Genomic DNA, 16,016 nt, shown 5'->3' on the forward strand with positions numbered 1-16,016 from the left:
CGTCACCCTGGACAACACTTTCCGGTGGTCGCACGTCTCTTGATCCAGATGCGGGAAGTGCGGTGCGGGGGCGTGCCGCCGCCGGAGAGGGACACGATCGCCATGGGACTGGGACTGAGTGCCATCCGGCTCGATTCCACACTGAACCTCGTCATCGTCGTGGTGCTGGCCCTGCTCGCGATCGTCGCCGTGCCGTTCTTCTGGGAACGCTGGCGCCGCAAGCTTCTCGGCCGTAGCGGCACGATCCTCGTCGCGGTGGTGTTGATCGTGGTCAGCACCGCGATGGGCGGGAACATGATCGGCGGGTTCTTCCCGACGGTCGGCGCCCTGTTCGGCACCGGTGTGTACTCGGCGGAAAACGTCGACGCCGTCGCCGGCGAGAACGGCTCGGACCTCGACAAACTGCGTGACGCCGGGGCGATGCGGGCCAAGGAGGGCAAGGGTTCCGTCGTGCACATGACGGTGACCGGCAAACGCACCGGCCTCACGCGCGACGTCTCGGTGTATTTTCCGCCCCAGTACTACGATCCCGCGTACCGGTCACTCAAATTCCCGGTCATCGAATGGATCCCGAACTATCCGTCCGGTCCGGAAGTGGTCACCGGCCCGTACGGGATGCCGGGCAGGCTCGACGAAGCGATCGCGAAGCACGTGCTCCCGCCGACCCTGGTGATCATCCCGGACCCGACCGGGAAACCGAAGGTCGGCCACGACACCGAATGCGTGGACGAAGTCAACGGCGCCCCCAACGACACCTACCTGACCGCCGACATCCGCGACTGGGCGATCGAGAAGCTCGGCGCGAGTACGCAGCGGAAGGCGTGGACGATGGCGGGCTGGTCTTCGGGCGGCTACTGCGCGATGAACCTGGTGACCAGGCATCCGCAGTGGTACGGCCAGGCGGCGAGCGTCAGCGGCTACTACAAGGCTTCGGTGGACGCCGAGACGGAGAACCTTTTCAAGGGCAGGCAGGACATCGTCGACGCGAACACGATCACGGTGAACCTGCAGAAGCATCCGTCGCCGGTCGACATCCTCGCGATCGCGGGGGAGAAGGAAAGCTTCGAGAGTTTCTCGCTCGATCAGCTCCAGTCCGCCGTCCGCGCGCCCGCGACGCTGTCCACTTGGCGGATCCCGGACGCCGGGCACAACATGAACACCTTCAAGACGCAGATCCCGGACGTGCTGGCGTGGATCGGTGCGCGCACCGCGCCGCCGAGCGCGCCGCAGGACAAGAAGATCGTCGGCAGCGGCGGGGTCAAGCCGTGGCCGCTGCCGAACACCGGCGCAAAGGGTGCGCTGGTCGACGTCGTCGAGTAGCTAGCCGCGCTTGGTGCGATAAGCCTTGGGGTACAACCGGAGCCGTTCGGGAACGCGGTTCCCGGCCACCTTCATGGCCGCGCCAAGGCGTCGGAGGCGGCGCTCGTCTTTGTCCGTCCACTTGAGACTCAAGCGATCACGCAAGGGCTGGGGGAGCAGGCCGATCGCGCACAGGGTCAGCACGTTCCCGCCCGCCGGCCGGACGGGACGCCACAAGGCCTCCGGCAGGAACCACCACGGCGGCGGTGGCGTGTCCCGCATGGTGATCGAGTGGAGCAGTTCCCGGACCGTGTGGTTGTCCTCGAGCCGGTTCGCGACCACGTCGTCGAAATAGGCGTCGAATCCTTCCAGGTCCTCGGGCATGTGGTGCTCGCGAAGGCCGAGCAGCAGGCCCAGACGTCGCCATTCCGCGTAGAAGTGACACTTTTCGTTGTGAGACAAGGGATGTATGAACACCTCCTGCATGCGGACCGTCGTCCAGAACGTCGATCCGTGCACCCACCAGTAGGCCTCCGGGTTTAGCGCGTGATAGCGCTCGCCGTGATGGTCGACGCCCTTGATCGCCTTGTGCAGCTCGCGGAGCCGTTCGGCCTCCACGGTCGCTTCCCGGCCGCCGAAAACCTGGCACAGCAAGGAATCGATGGTCCGGTCGAGGCGGCCCCACGGGTCTTCGGTGTAGTTCGAATGGTCGTGGACGCCGGCGCCGACCACCGGATGCGCGACCTGTAGCAGCAACGCCGTCCCCGCGCCGAGCAGCAGTCTCCGGTCGCCGACCACTCGCCAGGCGACGGAATCCGGACCGAGCGGGGCCACGGCGGGCAGGCGGGCTTCGGTGCTCATGACGACCTCCCGAGAGAGTGGCGTGCGGCCACTGTCCCACCTTGTTTACAGGTCGTCAATAGCTGGTCGAAGCGCTTTCACCACCTCGGTCACCCGCCTGCCGGCGCTGGTGTAGGTGGTCGACACCGGCTGGGACGTCAAGACGACGACGATGTGGCGATCGTCTTCGCCGACGGTGCCGGAGCTGTGCAGGATCCGCGAGCCGCGGCAGCACGCCCAGCCCTGCTTGATCGACCGGCGAAGGGAACCGACGGCGTCCGGGATGCCGAAGTACTGCCGGACACCGTCGGAACCGCTCTCCGTCGCACCGCTCAACGCCCGCATGATCGTCGTCCGCGTTCCCGCGCCCGCCTGGTCCAGCAGATAGCGGTAGATCTTCGCGACGTCCGCCGCGGTGATCCGGGTGTCGCCCCAGCGGCCGGGATCCTCGGGAGGACGCGTGCCGCCGAGGCCGATCTTGCCCGCCCAACGGGTGACGATGGCGGGTCCGCCGTAGGCCGTCCACAGCCTGCTGGCGATGTCGTCGTCGCTGGCCGACAGCATCCGCTGCACGGTGCTCGCCGGTGTGCCCGCTTGAAGCGCTTCCAGCGCGATGAGGAGCTTCACCAGGGAAGCCGAGGTGTACGGCCGGTCCGCTTTGACGGAGACCGTGGTCTTCTTGGCGGTGCGGTCGTAGACGACCACGCTCACCTGTCCGCCGGGGACAAGGCCTGGGAGTGCCTCGGTGTCGACGGACTTCGGCGGTGGCCCTGGCGCCGCCGAGGAGGGCGGAGCCGGGGATTCGACCGGTTCCGGTTCCGCTTCAAGGGTGATCACCGTGTCCCCTGACGCCGCGGCTACGACCGCCGCCGGGCCGGCACGCGGCGGAAGCAGCACCATCGCGGCGATGGCTCCCAGGCACAGCCCCACCAGAAGGAAGACCCCACTTGCTTTGCCCACACGAGTTGTTGACCGCATCACCCGTTCGTGTTCACGGCTAGGCCGTTCGGATGCCTCGGTTTGCCCGGGAGGACCCCGGGGTATCCGGCGCCCAAGCCTGAAATCAGGTCGCCAACTCTGGGAGGCGGAGCAATGGCACGTGCACAACGCGCTCGTATCCGGACCGCGGGTGTCCAGCCCGCGCAGGTTCTCGCCGGGCTGTCGAGCCTGGCCTTCCTGGTGTTCGGAATCGTGGGCTTCACCAGGACCGGGTTCGCCGATTTCGCCGGCCGCAGCGATGCGACCGTGCTCGGATTCTCGGTGAACCCGCTTTACAACCTCGGGTTCGTCCTGCTGGGCGCGATCGGTCTGCTGCTGACCTTCGGCTCGGGCCGGTCCCGGGCCTTCGGTCTCCTGACGTTCGTCGCCTTCGGGGCGCTGTTCGTCTGGGGCCTCATGATCACCGGGACCGTATCCACGAACCCGGTCTCAGAGGCGGGGAACCCGTTCAACCTCAACGCGACGGACAACTGGCTGCACCTCGGCCTCGCCGCCCTCGGGCTGCTGATCGCGTTCCTGCCCGCGCGGCACAAGGTGCTGCTGCCGGAGGACGAAGAGGAGAACGTGGTGACGGACCGGGCCGACAGCGCCACAGTCGTCGAACCCCTTCCCGACGGCTCGCGACGGCCGAAGCATGAAAAAGGCCCGACCGTCGCTCGTGAAGAGCGACCGCCGGGCCTCGCCCACTAGGTCTCAGTAGCCGTACTCCTGGGCGGGAGCGTCGTCCTTCTTGGGGGCGGCGTTCCCGCTCTGCGCGGCCTTGTTCTTCACCGGCGCGGTGCTCTTGCAGCCGGCGGGCTCGATGACGAACCAGGTGCCGCCGACGCCGTGCCCGTTCGCCTCACCGGCGTTCGCGTCCTTGGCGTAGCGGTAGACGGCCCATCCGCCGACGGTGACCTGCGTGGTGCCGTCCGCGCGCTTCACCGTGCCGAGCAGCTTCTGGTCGATGCCTTCGAGCTGGACGTCGCCCTCGGCGAGCACCGGCGGCCAGGTCTTCGCGCAGTCACCGTTGCAGGTCGGCTGCTTGTTCTTCTTGTCCTTGGTGAACATGTAGAGGGTGAAGCCGTCCTTGTCCACAATGGCCGGTCCGATGCCGTCGACGTTGCTCGCGACCAGCTTCGTGGCGCCGTCCTTTTGTTCGGCCGGAGCCGCCTCGGTCTCCTTGGCCGCCTGGCCCGCCTTGCCGCCCTTGGCGTTCGCGGCGAACCAAGTGCTGCCGACGCCCTGTCCCTTCGCCTCGCCCGCCTTGGCGTCCTTGGCGTAGCGGTAAAGCGCCCAGCCACCGACGGTGACCTGCTTGCGTCCGTCGGCGCGGGTCACTTCGCCGACCAGCGCCTGATCCACGCCCTCGAGCTGGACTTCGCCCTCGGCCAGCATCGGCGGCCAGGTCTTCGCGCAGTCACCGTCGCAATTGGACTTCGGCGGCTTCGCGCTGTCCTTGTCGAAGCGGTACAAGGTGAACCCGTCCTTGTCGACGAGCACCTGGCCGAGATCACCGGCTTCGGCCACGGCCACCTTGGTCTCACCCTTGGCCGCGGGGGCGCTCCCTCCCGCCCCGGCCACCGCGGCGGCGGGAGCGACGGCCGGCGCCGCCGTCTCGGTGCCGCCGGAGCAGGCCGACAGCGCGACCAGGCCCACGGCCGCGGACGCCGCTGCGACGACGAAACGCTTGCGAAGCATGGGATTTCTCCTTGTTCGTAGGGGTTCCGCGGCTTGGCGCGGTGAGCTTGTACCCCCTACACGGAGCCGGCGCGGGACCGGTTCAAGGAGTTTTCGGATTTTCTTCGCGGGCCTCCAGGGCGGCGTCGGTGAGCACCCCGGCCGACCCGGTGTAGTTCGCCGGATCCAGCAGGTCGGCGAGGGAATCCGTGGGGAGGACTCCGGTTATCTCGGGCAGGCCGGAGAGAACCTCGCCGAGCGCCTTGTCCTGTTCCAGCGCGAGTTTGGACGCGCGTCCCAGGACTTCCTTGGCCCGTGCCTTGCCGAGCAGCGGCGCGAGCACGGTCGACAGACGCTCGGAGACGATCTGGCCGTGCGTGAGGCCGAGGTTCTCGCGTATGCGTTCGTCGTTGACCACCAGGCCGCGGGCGAGCTCGGCGGCCGTGTGCGCGGCGCCGCCGGTCAGGCGCAGGCATTCGCGCAGCAGTTGCCACTCGGCGTGCCACGCGCCCGCGGATCGTTCGTCCTCGGAGACCAGGGCCTGGGTGACGCCGGTGGCCAGCACCGGGACCTGGAGCGCGGCCGACCGGATCAGCGTCGCGAGCACCGGATTGCGCTTGTGCGGCATCGCCGAGGAGCCGCCACGGCCCTCGCCCGCCGGTTCGGTGACCTCCCCGACCTCGGTGCGCGTCAGGAACTGGACGTCGACCGCGATCTTCCCGAGCGCGGCGGCCGTGAACGCGAGTGCGGCCGCGAGGTCGGCCGTCGGGGTGCGGAGCGTGTGCCAGGGGAGCGTGGTCTCGGCGAGACCGGTCTCCTCGGCGAAGGCCGTCTGGAGCCGCTGCGGATAGCCGTCGGGCAGGTCGGCGAGGCGCGCGTACTCGGCGTACGCGGCCCTCGTGCCCGCCGCGCCACCGAGCGAGACCGGCAGGACGACACGGTTCAGCTTGTCGAGCGCGTCGAGCGTCAACTGACGCCAGCCCGCCGCCTTGAGCCCGAACGTGGTGGGGACCGCGTGGGCGGTGAGGGTGCGCCCGGCCATGATCGTGTCGCGATGCGCGCGGGCAAGTTCCGCCAGCGCGTCCGCCGTCGCCTCGAGATCCGCGACCAGGAGCGCCCGTGTCCGCGCGGCGACCAGCATCATCGCGGTGTCGAAGATGTCCTGGCTGGTGGAGCCACGATGGACGTACTCCGTCCCGGCGGCCTCTGTCAGCTCCTTGATCAGCCCCACGACCGGGTTCGCCGTCTCACGAGCCGCCCTCGCCAACGCGACCACGTCGATCTCCACCGACGCGGCGGCCTCGGTGATCGCCTCGGCGGCGGCCTGCGGGATCAGCCCCGTGCCGGCCTGCGCCCTGGCGAGCGCCGCCTCCGCGTCCAACAGGGCTCGCACCCAGGCGAGATCACCCGTCGCCGCCTCGGCGGGCGTGCCGGCGCGAACCGGGGACAGGAGGCCGGAATCGGGATCGGCGTTCATCGCCCCAGCATCGCATTTCAAAATGTCAGTGGCCTGTCCTCCCGTCGATGCGCTCGCGAAGCAAGTCGGCGTGGCCTGCGTGGCGGGCGTACTCGGCGATGTGATGGGTCAGCAGCCACCGCAACGAGAACGGCTCCCCGTCGCGACGGCCCTTGCCCGTGTCGTCGAGCGACGCGGCCGCCACGATCTCCCGCGACCGCGCGCACTCCGCACGCCACGCCGCCCACGCCTCCTCGACATCGCCGCCCAGATCCTCGAAGTCCTGCTCGGGCCACTCGTCGGAGTAATAGAGCAACGGGACGTCCTCGCCCGCGAACTGCAGGCGGAACCACCAGCGCTCGACGCCCGTGAGGTGCCTGAGCAGCCCGTGCAGCGACATGCTCGACGGCTCCACCGACCGCAGGGCCATCTGCTCCGGCGTCAGCCCCTGACACTTCAGCTCGAAGGTGCGGCGATGCCAATCGAGCGTGGACGTCAGGATCTCGCGCTCGCTCGCCACGCGCGGCGGCTCCGGGCGCTCGCCCTCCCAGCTCGCCGCGTAGTTCTCGTCGGGGATCGTGTCCATGCCCTCGACCATGCCAGAGACCCCCGACAATTCCGTGGCGCTCCGGCGGCGGCCCCGCCATCCTGGTGGTCGACGGCGGTCTACTAGACTCGGCCGCACGGGCCGTTAGCTCAATTGGTAGAGCTGCGGACTTTTAATCCGTAGGTTCTGGGTTCGAGCCCCAGGCGGCCCACCACCTCAACATCCCCGCTGATCAGCGGGGATGTTGTTGTTTGTGGATCTTGTGGTCGTCGGCGTGATCTTGGGTGGGCTCGCTGTGGGCTCTGTGGGTGCTCGGCCCGGCGTTTGGCTCGTTTTCGTGGTGGCCCGGACGGTTGAGGGCGTGCTTCAGCCCCGGGCTCGTTCCCTCTCGTTGAAGGCTGTATCTGCTGACGTGTTCTTGGGTCTGGCTATGCGGCGTGGATGGATGCCGCGGTTCGTCTGCCGGCGGTGATCAGGCGGCGTCCCGTGGCGCGGTGGGGTCGTCGTTTGGGGCGGAGGCGGGTGGCGGTGGTGCGGGCGGCGTCGAGGACGAGGCGTGCGGTGGCTTCGGCGGATTGACGGGCGAGGGTGGGTAGGACGCTGGTGTAGGTGTCGGCGGTGAGCACGATGCTGGCGTGGCCGAGGAGGTCTTGGACGGTTTTGAGGTCGTTTCCGGCGGCGAGGGACAGGCTCGCTGCGCCGTGCCGGAGGTCGTGGAGCCGGATTGGTGGCAGTTCGGTTTGGTCGTTGAGGGTGCGGAAGAGGTGGGTGATGGAGTCGGGGCGGATGGGTTCGCCCCATCCGTTGGGGAAGAGGTAGCCGACGGGTTCGCTGCGGAGAGGCGTGCGGGATTGTGCGCGGTGACGGCGCAGGACGGTGATGGTGTTGTGGTCGAGCGCGATGACTCGGTTGCTGGCTTCGCTCTTGGGTTTGCCGAGGGTGACTTCGGACCCGATTTGGCGGGCTTGGTGGGACACGGTGAGGTAGCCGGCGTCCAGGTCTATGTCGCTCCACATCAGCCCTGCGATTTCGCCGCGGCGGAGGCCGAGCAGTGCGACGAGGTGGAAGAGCGGGTAGAGCCGGTGGGCGCGAACGCTGTGCAGGAAGGCCGCGGTTTGCTGGGCGGTCCAGACGGCGACGGCGGGTCGTTCTCCGGTTGCTTGCCATTGAGCGATGCGTGGTGGTGTCCAGACGACGGCGTGCGGTCGTCGGTGTGCTGGGAGTTCGATGTAGCGGGCGGGGTTGTGGTCGATGAGGCCGCGTCGGACGGCGGCGTTGAGGGCGGCGCGGAGCGTGGCGTGGATGCGTTGCAGGGTGCCAGGGGTTAAGGGGTTGCCGGCGGCGCCGTGGGTGCGGATGAGGGCGGGGAACATCGCCTGGACCTTGGCGTTGGTCAGCTCCTTGAGAAGGGTTCCGCCGAGGTAGGGGATGAGGTAGAAGCGGATGTGCTGGCGGTAGAACCGCAGGGTCGAGTTCTCGGGGCCGAGCCAGGTATCCAGCCAGAGCTGCAGCCAGTGAGCGGTAATGATCGTCGCCGACGCGAGGGCGTGGGCGTGCGGTGCGCGCAGGTAGTCACGTGCCTGGCGCGCGGCGCGCCGGGATGGGAACCCGCCGCGGCGTAGCTGCCGCCGTCGGCCGTCGGGGTGAGGCGGCATCTCGACCCGGAAGTACCAGCTCCCGTGTCCTCGATCATGCAGGCGTGGACACCGGCTGTTCAAGGCTCTGCCGGTGATGTCCCGGCAGCTGCAGCGCTTGAACACGCCCGTTTCCGCGCCCATGGAGACCACCACCTTCACACGGGTGTGTGGTCGCCCGTGCTCCCGCCATTTTCCCTCGGTAGGCGGTGGAGTTGCCGGTCAGAGCTTCGCGGTGGTCGCCGCGGCCGACGGTGAAGCGCGTGCAGCTGCTTGACCTGTCCGAGCCGGAACTCGTACCGGGCCGAGGCGCTGCGCGGAACCGTAGTTCTGTGCGCTGCGCGAGGGCATAGAAGCCCGGGCCGGCGTCATTCGTGTCGAGGTGATGCATCAAGCCGCTCAGCAGCAGGCCATCGTGGCTGTCGCGTGAGGGGTGTCCCGGCCCGCCTCGCGCGGGTCGTTGAATCCGGTGTGGGACGTCGTGCGCTCCAGACGGGAACGTGAGAACTGGAACTCGCGTACATCTGCCATTTCTGGCAAACGGTGTCGTGGCGGATGGGCAACGATTAGAACGTTGCGTCGGAAAAATGCCAACAGTTTGCCGGGTGAGAGGTAATGAACCCGAGGCTGCTTGTGGTTTTGTCACAAATTGGTCTAGCCCACTCCATGATCGTTCACTCTGTTGGAGTCTTCCTTCACTCGATAGTGATCGTGAAGAGTCAGGATGACTTTGTGGGTCGCGTGGCGTCGGGGGACGCGTGCTGACCGGGCCGAGGGGGTCCTTTTCCAATGGTGCGTCCGTCAGTGGCGCGTGGCTTCAGGCTGCGCACGTTACCCATGGTGTTCCTCATGCTCGCCGGCGTCGTTGTGGTAACGGCGAGTTCGCCGAAGAGTTCACTGCCTGCCGCGGTCGTTCCCATCGCCGAGGCGCCGGATGCCGCCAGCGCGTTCGCGGCGGCCCGGCTGCAAGGCACCCCGGTCGGAGTGGCGAACCAGACCGCTGAGGCGAAGAAGGTGCTGGCGAACCCCGACGGGACGTTGACGGCGCAGCTGTCGCCGCAGCCTGTGCGGGTCCGCAAGGGCGACGGTTGGGTACCGATCGACACGGCGCTGACCTCGGTGCCGGACGGCACGATCAGGGCGAAAGCGGCCGTGGCCGACGTGGTGTTTTCCGCCGGCGGCGAGGATCCGCTGGTCCGGTTCTCGCGTGAGGGCAGGCGTCTCGCGTTGCGGTGGCCTGGCGCGTTGCCGAAGCCTGAGCTTGACGGCAGCACGGCGAGGTACCGGGAGGTGCTGCCTGGCGTCGACCTGGAGATGCAGGCCGAAGCGGAGGGATACAACCAGCGCTTCGTGGTGAAGACTCCGGAGGCGGGACGCAATCCGGCGTTGGCGTCGATCAAGCTCGGGGTCGAGACGGAAGGTGTGCAGCTCACCTCGGATGAAAGCGGCCGCGTTCAGGCCGTCGATGGCGACGGCCAGAACGTCTTCGTCGCGCCGGCGGCAACGATGTGGGATGCCCGCGGGCGGGAAAGCACGAGCACGCCGGTCGGGGTCAAGGTCGATCGAGCCGCGATGACGTTGACGCCGAATGCCGCGATGCTGGCGGATCCGGCTACGCGGTACCCGGTGGTGGTCGACCCGGACATGCGGTCGCCGGGGCAGAGCATGTGGGCGAAGGTCTTCCGCGGACACCCTGATCAGCCGTATGTCAACGGCACGGTGGATGGGGACGCTTGGGCGAAGGTCGGAAAGTGTACGTGGGCTCAATGCCGGGACATCGACCTCGCCCGCACGTTCTTCCAGTTCGATACGGCGTTCCTCGCCGGTAAGGAAATCAAGACGGTCAATTTCAACACCGCCGTGGTTCACGGTCCGGATTGTGGTTCGAACGAGCACAAGCTGTTCATCGCGGATCGCAATCTCGACTGGGGGGTGACCTGGAACAACCAGCCACGCGGGCAAGAGGTCAGCACCTCCTGGGTGCCGGGTAGCTGGGATAGTTGCCCGGGTAACCGGCCCGTTGGTTTCGGTGTCGGTCTTTACATCAATCCCAGCGGGTCGACGACCTATTTCCTGCAGGCGAAGTCCGAGACGGATTCCGACGCTTGGCGCAGGTACGACGTGCCGAGCACGATCCTGCAGATCACCTACAACACGAAGCCGAACGCGCCGTATGACATGAAGACCGATCCGCCGCTGCCCGCACCGTGTCGTTGGTGTGGCGGTGTGCCGTATGTCGGGGATCCGTCGATCCGGTTGTTGAGCAGGTTGTCCGACCCGGACGCCAATGATCAGCTCCGGCCGGTCTGGGATATTTACGGTGGTGCTCCGGACCAGCGTGCTCCGGCGATCTACCAGGCGTCGGGTGCTTACCACAGCACGGATGTCGATTTGACGAAGCGCGATGGACAACGTGTCACGTGGACGGTGTGGGGGCATGACACGGCGGACGGTGGTCCTTGGCGGAACGGACCTGGGCCGTTCATCGTCGACCGGACGGGTATCGGTACCAAACCGACTGTGACGGCGCCGCTCTACAACGCGGACAACCTGTGGCACGGTGGTGTCGGCGTGCCGGATGTGTTCGAGTTCGGAGCGAACGGCGTCGCGGACGTCGACCACTATCTCTACGGCTGGACCGATCCGCCCACGACACCCGTGGACGCGGTCGCTCTCGGTGGTAAGGCCTATGTGAAGCTGACCCCGCCAGGGGACGGGCCGCGGGACTTGTTCGTGCAGAGTGTCGACCGCGCGGGGCATCGCAGTCCGACGCAGGCGCATCACTTCTACGTGCGCGCGGGTAACGGCCCGTTGGCGCAATGGTCGTTGGAAGGCAACACCAAGGACACCGCGACGCTCGGTTTCCGTGACGCGACGCTGCGCGGAGGACCTGTCTATGTGCCGGGCAGTACCGGATCGGGTATCAAGCTGGACGGTGTCGACGATTACGTGACGGCGCCGATTTCTGCGAGCACGTACCCCAGTTTCTCTTTCTCGGGCTGGGTCAATTTGGCGGAGAAGAAGCCCGGCTGGTCGACGCTGGTGAGCCAGAACGCGTCGACGACGGCGATGGTGAAGCTCGGGCACACCGGTACCGCGACCGATCGCTGGGCGTTGGAGTTCCGGCCCGGAAACGACCCGGCCACGGCGCCGACGACGGTGACGTCGGTCGCCGCGGCACAGACGAACACCTGGACCCACCTCGCCGGTGTCTACGACTCCGGGACGCAGCAGATCCGGCTGTACGTCAACGGCGATCTCCAAGGCAGTGCGACATGGAAGGACCCGTGGCCCGCGACGCATGAGTTCGCCGTCGGGCGCGCGATCGTCAACAGTGCAGGGGCGGAGTACCTGGCCGGTGCGGTCGACGAGATCCGTACCTATGACCGGGTGCTGACCGATGCCGAAGTCAAGTCCGCGGTCACGCGGGACAACGTCACCGCGGGCTATTGGAATCTCGACGACGCGGACGGGACGACCGCGCGTAATGCCGCCGCGGGTGGCGAGATGGCGGTCCTGCAGCCTGGCGCCAGGTTCACTCCTGCGGGCGCGGTCAACGGTGCGGCCACCTTTGACGGAGTCAAGGGCTATGCGGCCACGTCCGGGCCAGTGGTGCGTACTGATCAGAGTTACGCGATCACCGCATGGGTGAAGCCGGACAAGCTCGGGGACATGACCGCCGTCTCCCAGGACGGCACAGCGGTCAGTGGTTTCTATCTCAAGCAGGACAACGGTTCCTGGGTCTTCGGGATGAACCCCGGTGATGCCACCGGTGGCGCGGCGGTGGAAGCCAGATCGGGAGCGAACACGGTGCGGACCGTGCCGTGGACCCACCTGGCCGGCGTGTACAACGCGACCGCCAAGACCTTGTCGCTGGTGGTGAACGGGAAGCAGGTCGCGAGTGTCCCGGCACCAGCGATACTGTGGCATGCCGCCGGTGCGTTCACCATCGGGCGGGGCCAGTACGGGACCCCGCTCGGGTTCTGGTCCGGGGGTGTCGATGAGGTGCGGGCTTACAGCCGCACGCTCGATCTCACGGAGATCCAGGGCATCGTCGCCCAGAACAACGTCACGGCCGCCACGTGGAAGCTCGACGGTGACGCGCAGGACACGTCGGGCATGGCGAAACACGGCACCGCGAAGAACGGTGCCCAGTGGGTCGCCGGGCAAACCAGTTACCCCGATGCGACGGATCTCGCGGTGAACCTGGACGGCGTCGACGACCACGTCAGCGCACCCGCGCCGGTCGACAGCAGCATGAGCTTCTCCGTCGCGGCCTGGGTCAAGATGACCAAGAAGACCCCTGGCTGGGGTGCGGTGGTCAGCCAGAGCGGCCAGAACGTGTCCGCGTTCAACCTCGGCTACACGGGAACTGCCGATGACCGGTGGGCCTTCGCGATGCACGGCCCCGACAGCACCGCCCCCGCCCAGGTTGTCCGGGCGCGTTCCGCGCAGCCAGTGCAGACCGGTGTCTGGACCCATCTCGCCGCTAACTACGACAGCAACACCGGTGAGATGCAGCTGTATGTGAACGGCACCCTGTCCGGGACCGCGACGTTCACCGCGAAGTGGAACGCCACCACCGAGTTCGACATCGGCCGCGGCAAGTGGAACGGCACGTGGCTGGATGCGTTCGGTGGCGCGGTCGACGACGTCAAGGTCTACAGCCGTACCTTGTTCACCGACGAAATCCGCACCATGTCCGGCCAGGACCTCACCCTGGTGCACAACTGGCAGCTCGACGAATCCAGCGGTACCAAGGTCGCCGACTCCACCGGCGCCCGCACCGGAACCCTTGAGCCGGGGGCGCAGTTCGCGCAAGGCCGGGTCGGGAACTCCGTGCAGTTCGACGGCAAGACCGGAGCCGTCGGCACCACCGGTGTCGATCTGCGCACGGACGAGAGCTTCAGCGCATCGGCCTGGGTGTACATGGACCGCAAGTCCGACATCGTCTCCAAGCTGACCGCGGTCAGCATCGATGGTGAGCGGACCAGCAAGTTCCGCCTGGGGCACGTGGCCGATGAAATGAATGCGACCTGCTTCGGTGGCGAATTCGAGAACCCCAACGCTTGCGGCAAGTGGGTGTTCGAGATGGCCGAGACCGACACGGACACCGCGGTCGCCCGAGCAGCGGTGCCGGCTTTCCCCGCGGAGATCAACTCCTGGGTCCACCTAGCCGGCACCTACGACCGCCAGAGTAAGAAGATCTGGCTGTATGTCAACGGAAAACGGGTGGGCGACGGAACTCTGAACGGACGTTGGCAGGCGTCTGGAGGTGCTCAGATCGGACGAGGCCTCACCGCGGACAAGCCGAGTCAGTTCTGGACCGGCAAGGTCGACGATGTCCGTGTCTACACGACAGCCCTGGACAAAGAACGCGTCAATGGCCTGTACAAGTCCTATCCCGCCGCCGATGGCGGTGCCGCGACGTTGCCGGTCGCGGACGCGGGGCAGTGGCGGTTCGATGAGAACGCCGGGCAGGTGGCGCTGGACGCGAGCGGTCGTGGATTGACCGCGGCGTTGAAGGATGGTGCCGGGTGGGGCGGCGGGCTGAACAGCCCGGGGTTGCGGTTGGACGGGACCACCGGCTACGCGCAGACCGCCGGCCCGGTGCTGGATACGGCCAAGAGCTTCTCGGCCGCGGCCTGGGTCCAGTTGACGAAGACCGACAGCGGCTACTACTCGGTGTTCGGGCAGAACGGAAACCGGGTCAGCGCCTTCCTCGTCCAGTACGACGGCAGCACGAAGAGGTGGCGAGTCGTGGTCCCCGGCGAGGACAGGGACGATCCACCAGGGGTCGAGGTCTGGGAGACCCAACCTTCGATTCCCCACAACTGGACTCATCTGGCCGTGGTGTACGACGCCCAGTTCCGGCAGCTGAAGTTGTATGTCGATGGTGTCCAGTCCGGCATCCAGGTCGGCGTCACGACCATTCCTTCCGCTGGGGCCTTCACGATCGGCCGAGCTCGCTGGAACGGCCAGGACGGAGCCTTCTTCCCAGAGAGGATCGACGACGTCCGGGCCTTCTCGAAGGCACTCACCGACGCGGAGGTGCGGAAGGTCCATGACGACACCCCGCGGGGAGACGGGGGCGCATGGCGGTTCGACGACGGTACCGGACAGGACTACAGCTGGCGGGACAATGCCGTCGTCCCGTCCAGCGGAACGTCGTTCGTGCCGGGAATCAGTGGCACAGCACTACAGCTCGACGGGGCGAGCGGCCAGGCGACCGCACCTCAGCGTGGCCTGGCGGCAGAAGACAGTTTCACCGTGTCGGCGTGGGCCAAACTGACCCGGACCGACCAGGTCGCGACCGTGCTGTCCCAAGACGGTTCGAGAATGAGCGGTTTCACGATCCAGTACCGCCCTGAAGTGAACCGGTGGACGTTCGGCTCGACCGCGCAGGACGCCGATTCGTCACCGCTGGTTTACGCCAGTTCCTTCGACCCCGCGGTCGTGAACCGGTGGACGCACCTGACGGGCGTCTACGACCAGGCCGCGCGCGAGCTCCGCCTCTACGTCAATGGGCAGTTCGCCGGCAAGAAACAGAACGTAGTCCTCTGGCAAGCGGACGGTTCGTTCGCGATCGGTCGTGCCAAGTACAACGGGCAACACAAGGAGTTCTTCCCGGGCTTGGTCGACGAGGTCTATGCCCGATACGGGATCGCCTCGGACGCGGCGATCCAGGCGCACGGAGCCTTTCCGGCGACGGATGCCGGCCAGTTCGGCCGCTTCCGCGACGGAACGGGCGAGCAGAGGAGTGCGAATACCGGCGAGGCACCACCTGCCGGAAGCCACTTCGAGAAGAGCCTCGGCATGCTGGTCCCGGCGACACATCCCAACACCCATGTTCTCTATTCTTGTCGAAACGGTGAAGAATTCTTCACCTCAATGGACGGTTCCTGTGATGGCCAGGTCAAGCTCGGTGAGATCGGATCGGTATACACCGTCCAGCCGAGCAACCTGCCCACCATGGCGGTCTATCGTTGTGCTCTGGCTGAAGAATATTTCGACAGTAGCGACGTGAATTGCGAAGGCGCGACCCAACTGGGAGTGCTGGGGTACACGCTCGCCTACGCGCCACTCGTGCGGTATTACAACGACAATGCCTACGACCATCTCGGTACGGCGCACGGAGCGCGGCCCGGCTATCACAAGGAGTTCCGCCATGGCTACGTTCCTCTGATTCCGCAGCAAGGTACGCAGCCCTTCGCCGCGTGTGTGAACTACACGGACCACTTCGTCTCCCTCGACAGCGCCTGCGAGGGCAAAACCGTCATCGAATCGATCGGCCATCTCTGGACACAGAAACCCGACGACCCCACCGCGAAACCCCTCTACCGATGTGGCAGCAGCGGGACCGAGTCGATGACCAGCGACGACGACAACTGCGAAGGCCTGCCCAAGGACCGATTCCTCGGCTACGTCCTCGCCGACATCCCCCGGGTCGAACCCGTCTTCGCAGCTACGAGCAGTGCGGAACCGACGCCCGGCGCAGCACGGCCATCGGCAGTCGGTGGCGGCTAGATCTCCAGCCCACACCGCGAATCGTCCACCGCACACGAGGTAGCCCCGCGCTGGG

The 16,016-nt window shown here is 67.1% G+C and carries 9 protein-coding genes and 1 tRNA gene; 4 read left to right on the forward strand and 6 right to left on the reverse strand.

Annotated elements, in window-relative coordinates:
• The first annotated feature begins 102 nt into the window (after positions 1-102).
• Positions 103-1,320, forward strand: a complete 1,218-nt coding sequence (locus LCL61_RS11010) for an alpha/beta hydrolase (protein ID WP_340688552.1) — start codon at positions 103-105, stop codon at positions 1,318-1,320.
• Here the strand turns inward: LCL61_RS11010 and LCL61_RS11015 are convergent, their stop codons facing one another.
• A complete protein-coding gene (locus tag LCL61_RS11015) occupies positions 1,321-2,160 on the reverse strand; it encodes an oxygenase MpaB family protein (protein WP_340686738.1) in 840 nt (279 codons plus the stop codon).
• Positions 2,161-2,205: 45 nt separating this feature from the next.
• A complete protein-coding gene (locus LCL61_RS11020; RefSeq protein WP_340686739.1) occupies positions 2,206-3,099 on the reverse strand; it encodes a hypothetical protein in 894 nt (297 codons plus the stop codon).
• Between the two features lie 132 nt (positions 3,100-3,231).
• Between LCL61_RS11020 and LCL61_RS11025 the strand changes: the two genes are divergently transcribed.
• Entirely contained in the window at positions 3,232-3,828 is a 597-nt protein-coding gene (locus LCL61_RS11025) for a DUF4383 domain-containing protein (protein ID WP_340686740.1), read from the forward strand.
• A 3-nt stretch (positions 3,829-3,831) separates the two neighbouring features.
• Here the strand turns inward: LCL61_RS11025 and LCL61_RS11030 are convergent, their stop codons facing one another.
• From LCL61_RS11030 to LCL61_RS11040, 3 genes are all read right to left on the reverse strand, one after another.
• The gene (locus LCL61_RS11030; protein WP_340686741.1) at positions 3,832-4,818 is read right to left on the reverse strand and encodes an SCO0930 family lipoprotein; all 987 of its coding nucleotides are present in this window, start codon (positions 4,816-4,818) and stop codon (positions 3,832-3,834) included.
• A gap of 82 nt (positions 4,819-4,900) precedes the next feature.
• A complete protein-coding gene (pcaB, locus tag LCL61_RS11035) occupies positions 4,901-6,274 on the reverse strand; it encodes a 3-carboxy-cis,cis-muconate cycloisomerase (RefSeq protein ID WP_340686742.1) in 1,374 nt (457 codons plus the stop codon).
• A gap of 25 nt (positions 6,275-6,299) precedes the next feature.
• Positions 6,300-6,839 (reverse strand): DinB family protein, encoded by a 540-nt coding sequence (locus LCL61_RS11040; protein WP_340686743.1) that lies wholly within the window; start codon positions 6,837-6,839, stop codon positions 6,300-6,302.
• 99 nt (positions 6,840-6,938) lie between these two features.
• Between LCL61_RS11040 and LCL61_RS11045 the strand changes: the two genes are divergently transcribed.
• Positions 6,939-7,014, forward strand: a tRNA-Lys gene (locus LCL61_RS11045).
• 214 nt (positions 7,015-7,228) lie between these two features.
• Here the strand turns inward: LCL61_RS11045 and LCL61_RS11050 are convergent.
• Positions 7,229-8,578 carry a site-specific integrase gene (locus LCL61_RS11050; protein ID WP_340686744.1) on the reverse strand — a complete coding sequence of 450 codons (1,350 nt, stop codon included), beginning with the start codon at positions 8,576-8,578 and terminating at the stop codon, positions 7,229-7,231.
• A 705-nt stretch (positions 8,579-9,283) separates the two neighbouring features.
• Between LCL61_RS11050 and LCL61_RS11055 the strand changes: the two genes are divergently transcribed.
• Entirely contained in the window at positions 9,284-15,961 is a 6,678-nt protein-coding gene (locus LCL61_RS11055) for a LamG domain-containing protein (protein WP_340686745.1), read from the forward strand.
• The last annotated feature ends 55 nt before the right edge of the window (positions 15,962-16,016 follow it).

The sequence above is a fragment of the Amycolatopsis coloradensis genome (genome assembly GCF_037997115.1).
GTDB classification, from domain to species: domain Bacteria; phylum Actinomycetota; class Actinomycetes; order Mycobacteriales; family Pseudonocardiaceae; genus Amycolatopsis; species Amycolatopsis coloradensis_A.

What these genes read in the sequence shown, in the direction of transcription:
- LCL61_RS11055 (WP_340686745.1), top strand. Translation starts at nt 9,284, where the DNA reads ATGCTCGCCGGCGTCGTTGTGGTAACGGCGAGTTCGCCGAAGAGTTCA.
- LCL61_RS11040 (WP_340686743.1), bottom strand. Translation starts at nt 6,839, where the DNA reads ATGGACACGATCCCCGACGAGAACTACGCGGCGAGCTGGGAGGGCGAG.
- LCL61_RS11030 (WP_340686741.1), bottom strand. Translation starts at nt 4,818, where the DNA reads ATGCTTCGCAAGCGTTTCGTCGTCGCAGCGGCGTCCGCGGCCGTGGGC.
- LCL61_RS11015 (WP_340686738.1), bottom strand. Translation starts at nt 2,160, where the DNA reads ATGAGCACCGAAGCCCGCCTGCCCGCCGTGGCCCCGCTCGGTCCGGAT.
- LCL61_RS11025 (WP_340686740.1), top strand. Translation starts at nt 3,232, where the DNA reads ATGGCACGTGCACAACGCGCTCGTATCCGGACCGCGGGTGTCCAGCCC.
- pcaB (WP_340686742.1), bottom strand. Translation starts at nt 6,274, where the DNA reads ATGAACGCCGATCCCGATTCCGGCCTCCTGTCCCCGGTTCGCGCCGGC.
- LCL61_RS11010 (WP_340688552.1), top strand. Translation starts at nt 103, where the DNA reads ATGGGACTGGGACTGAGTGCCATCCGGCTCGATTCCACACTGAACCTC.
- LCL61_RS11050 (WP_340686744.1), bottom strand. Translation starts at nt 8,578, where the DNA reads ATGGGCGCGGAAACGGGCGTGTTCAAGCGCTGCAGCTGCCGGGACATC.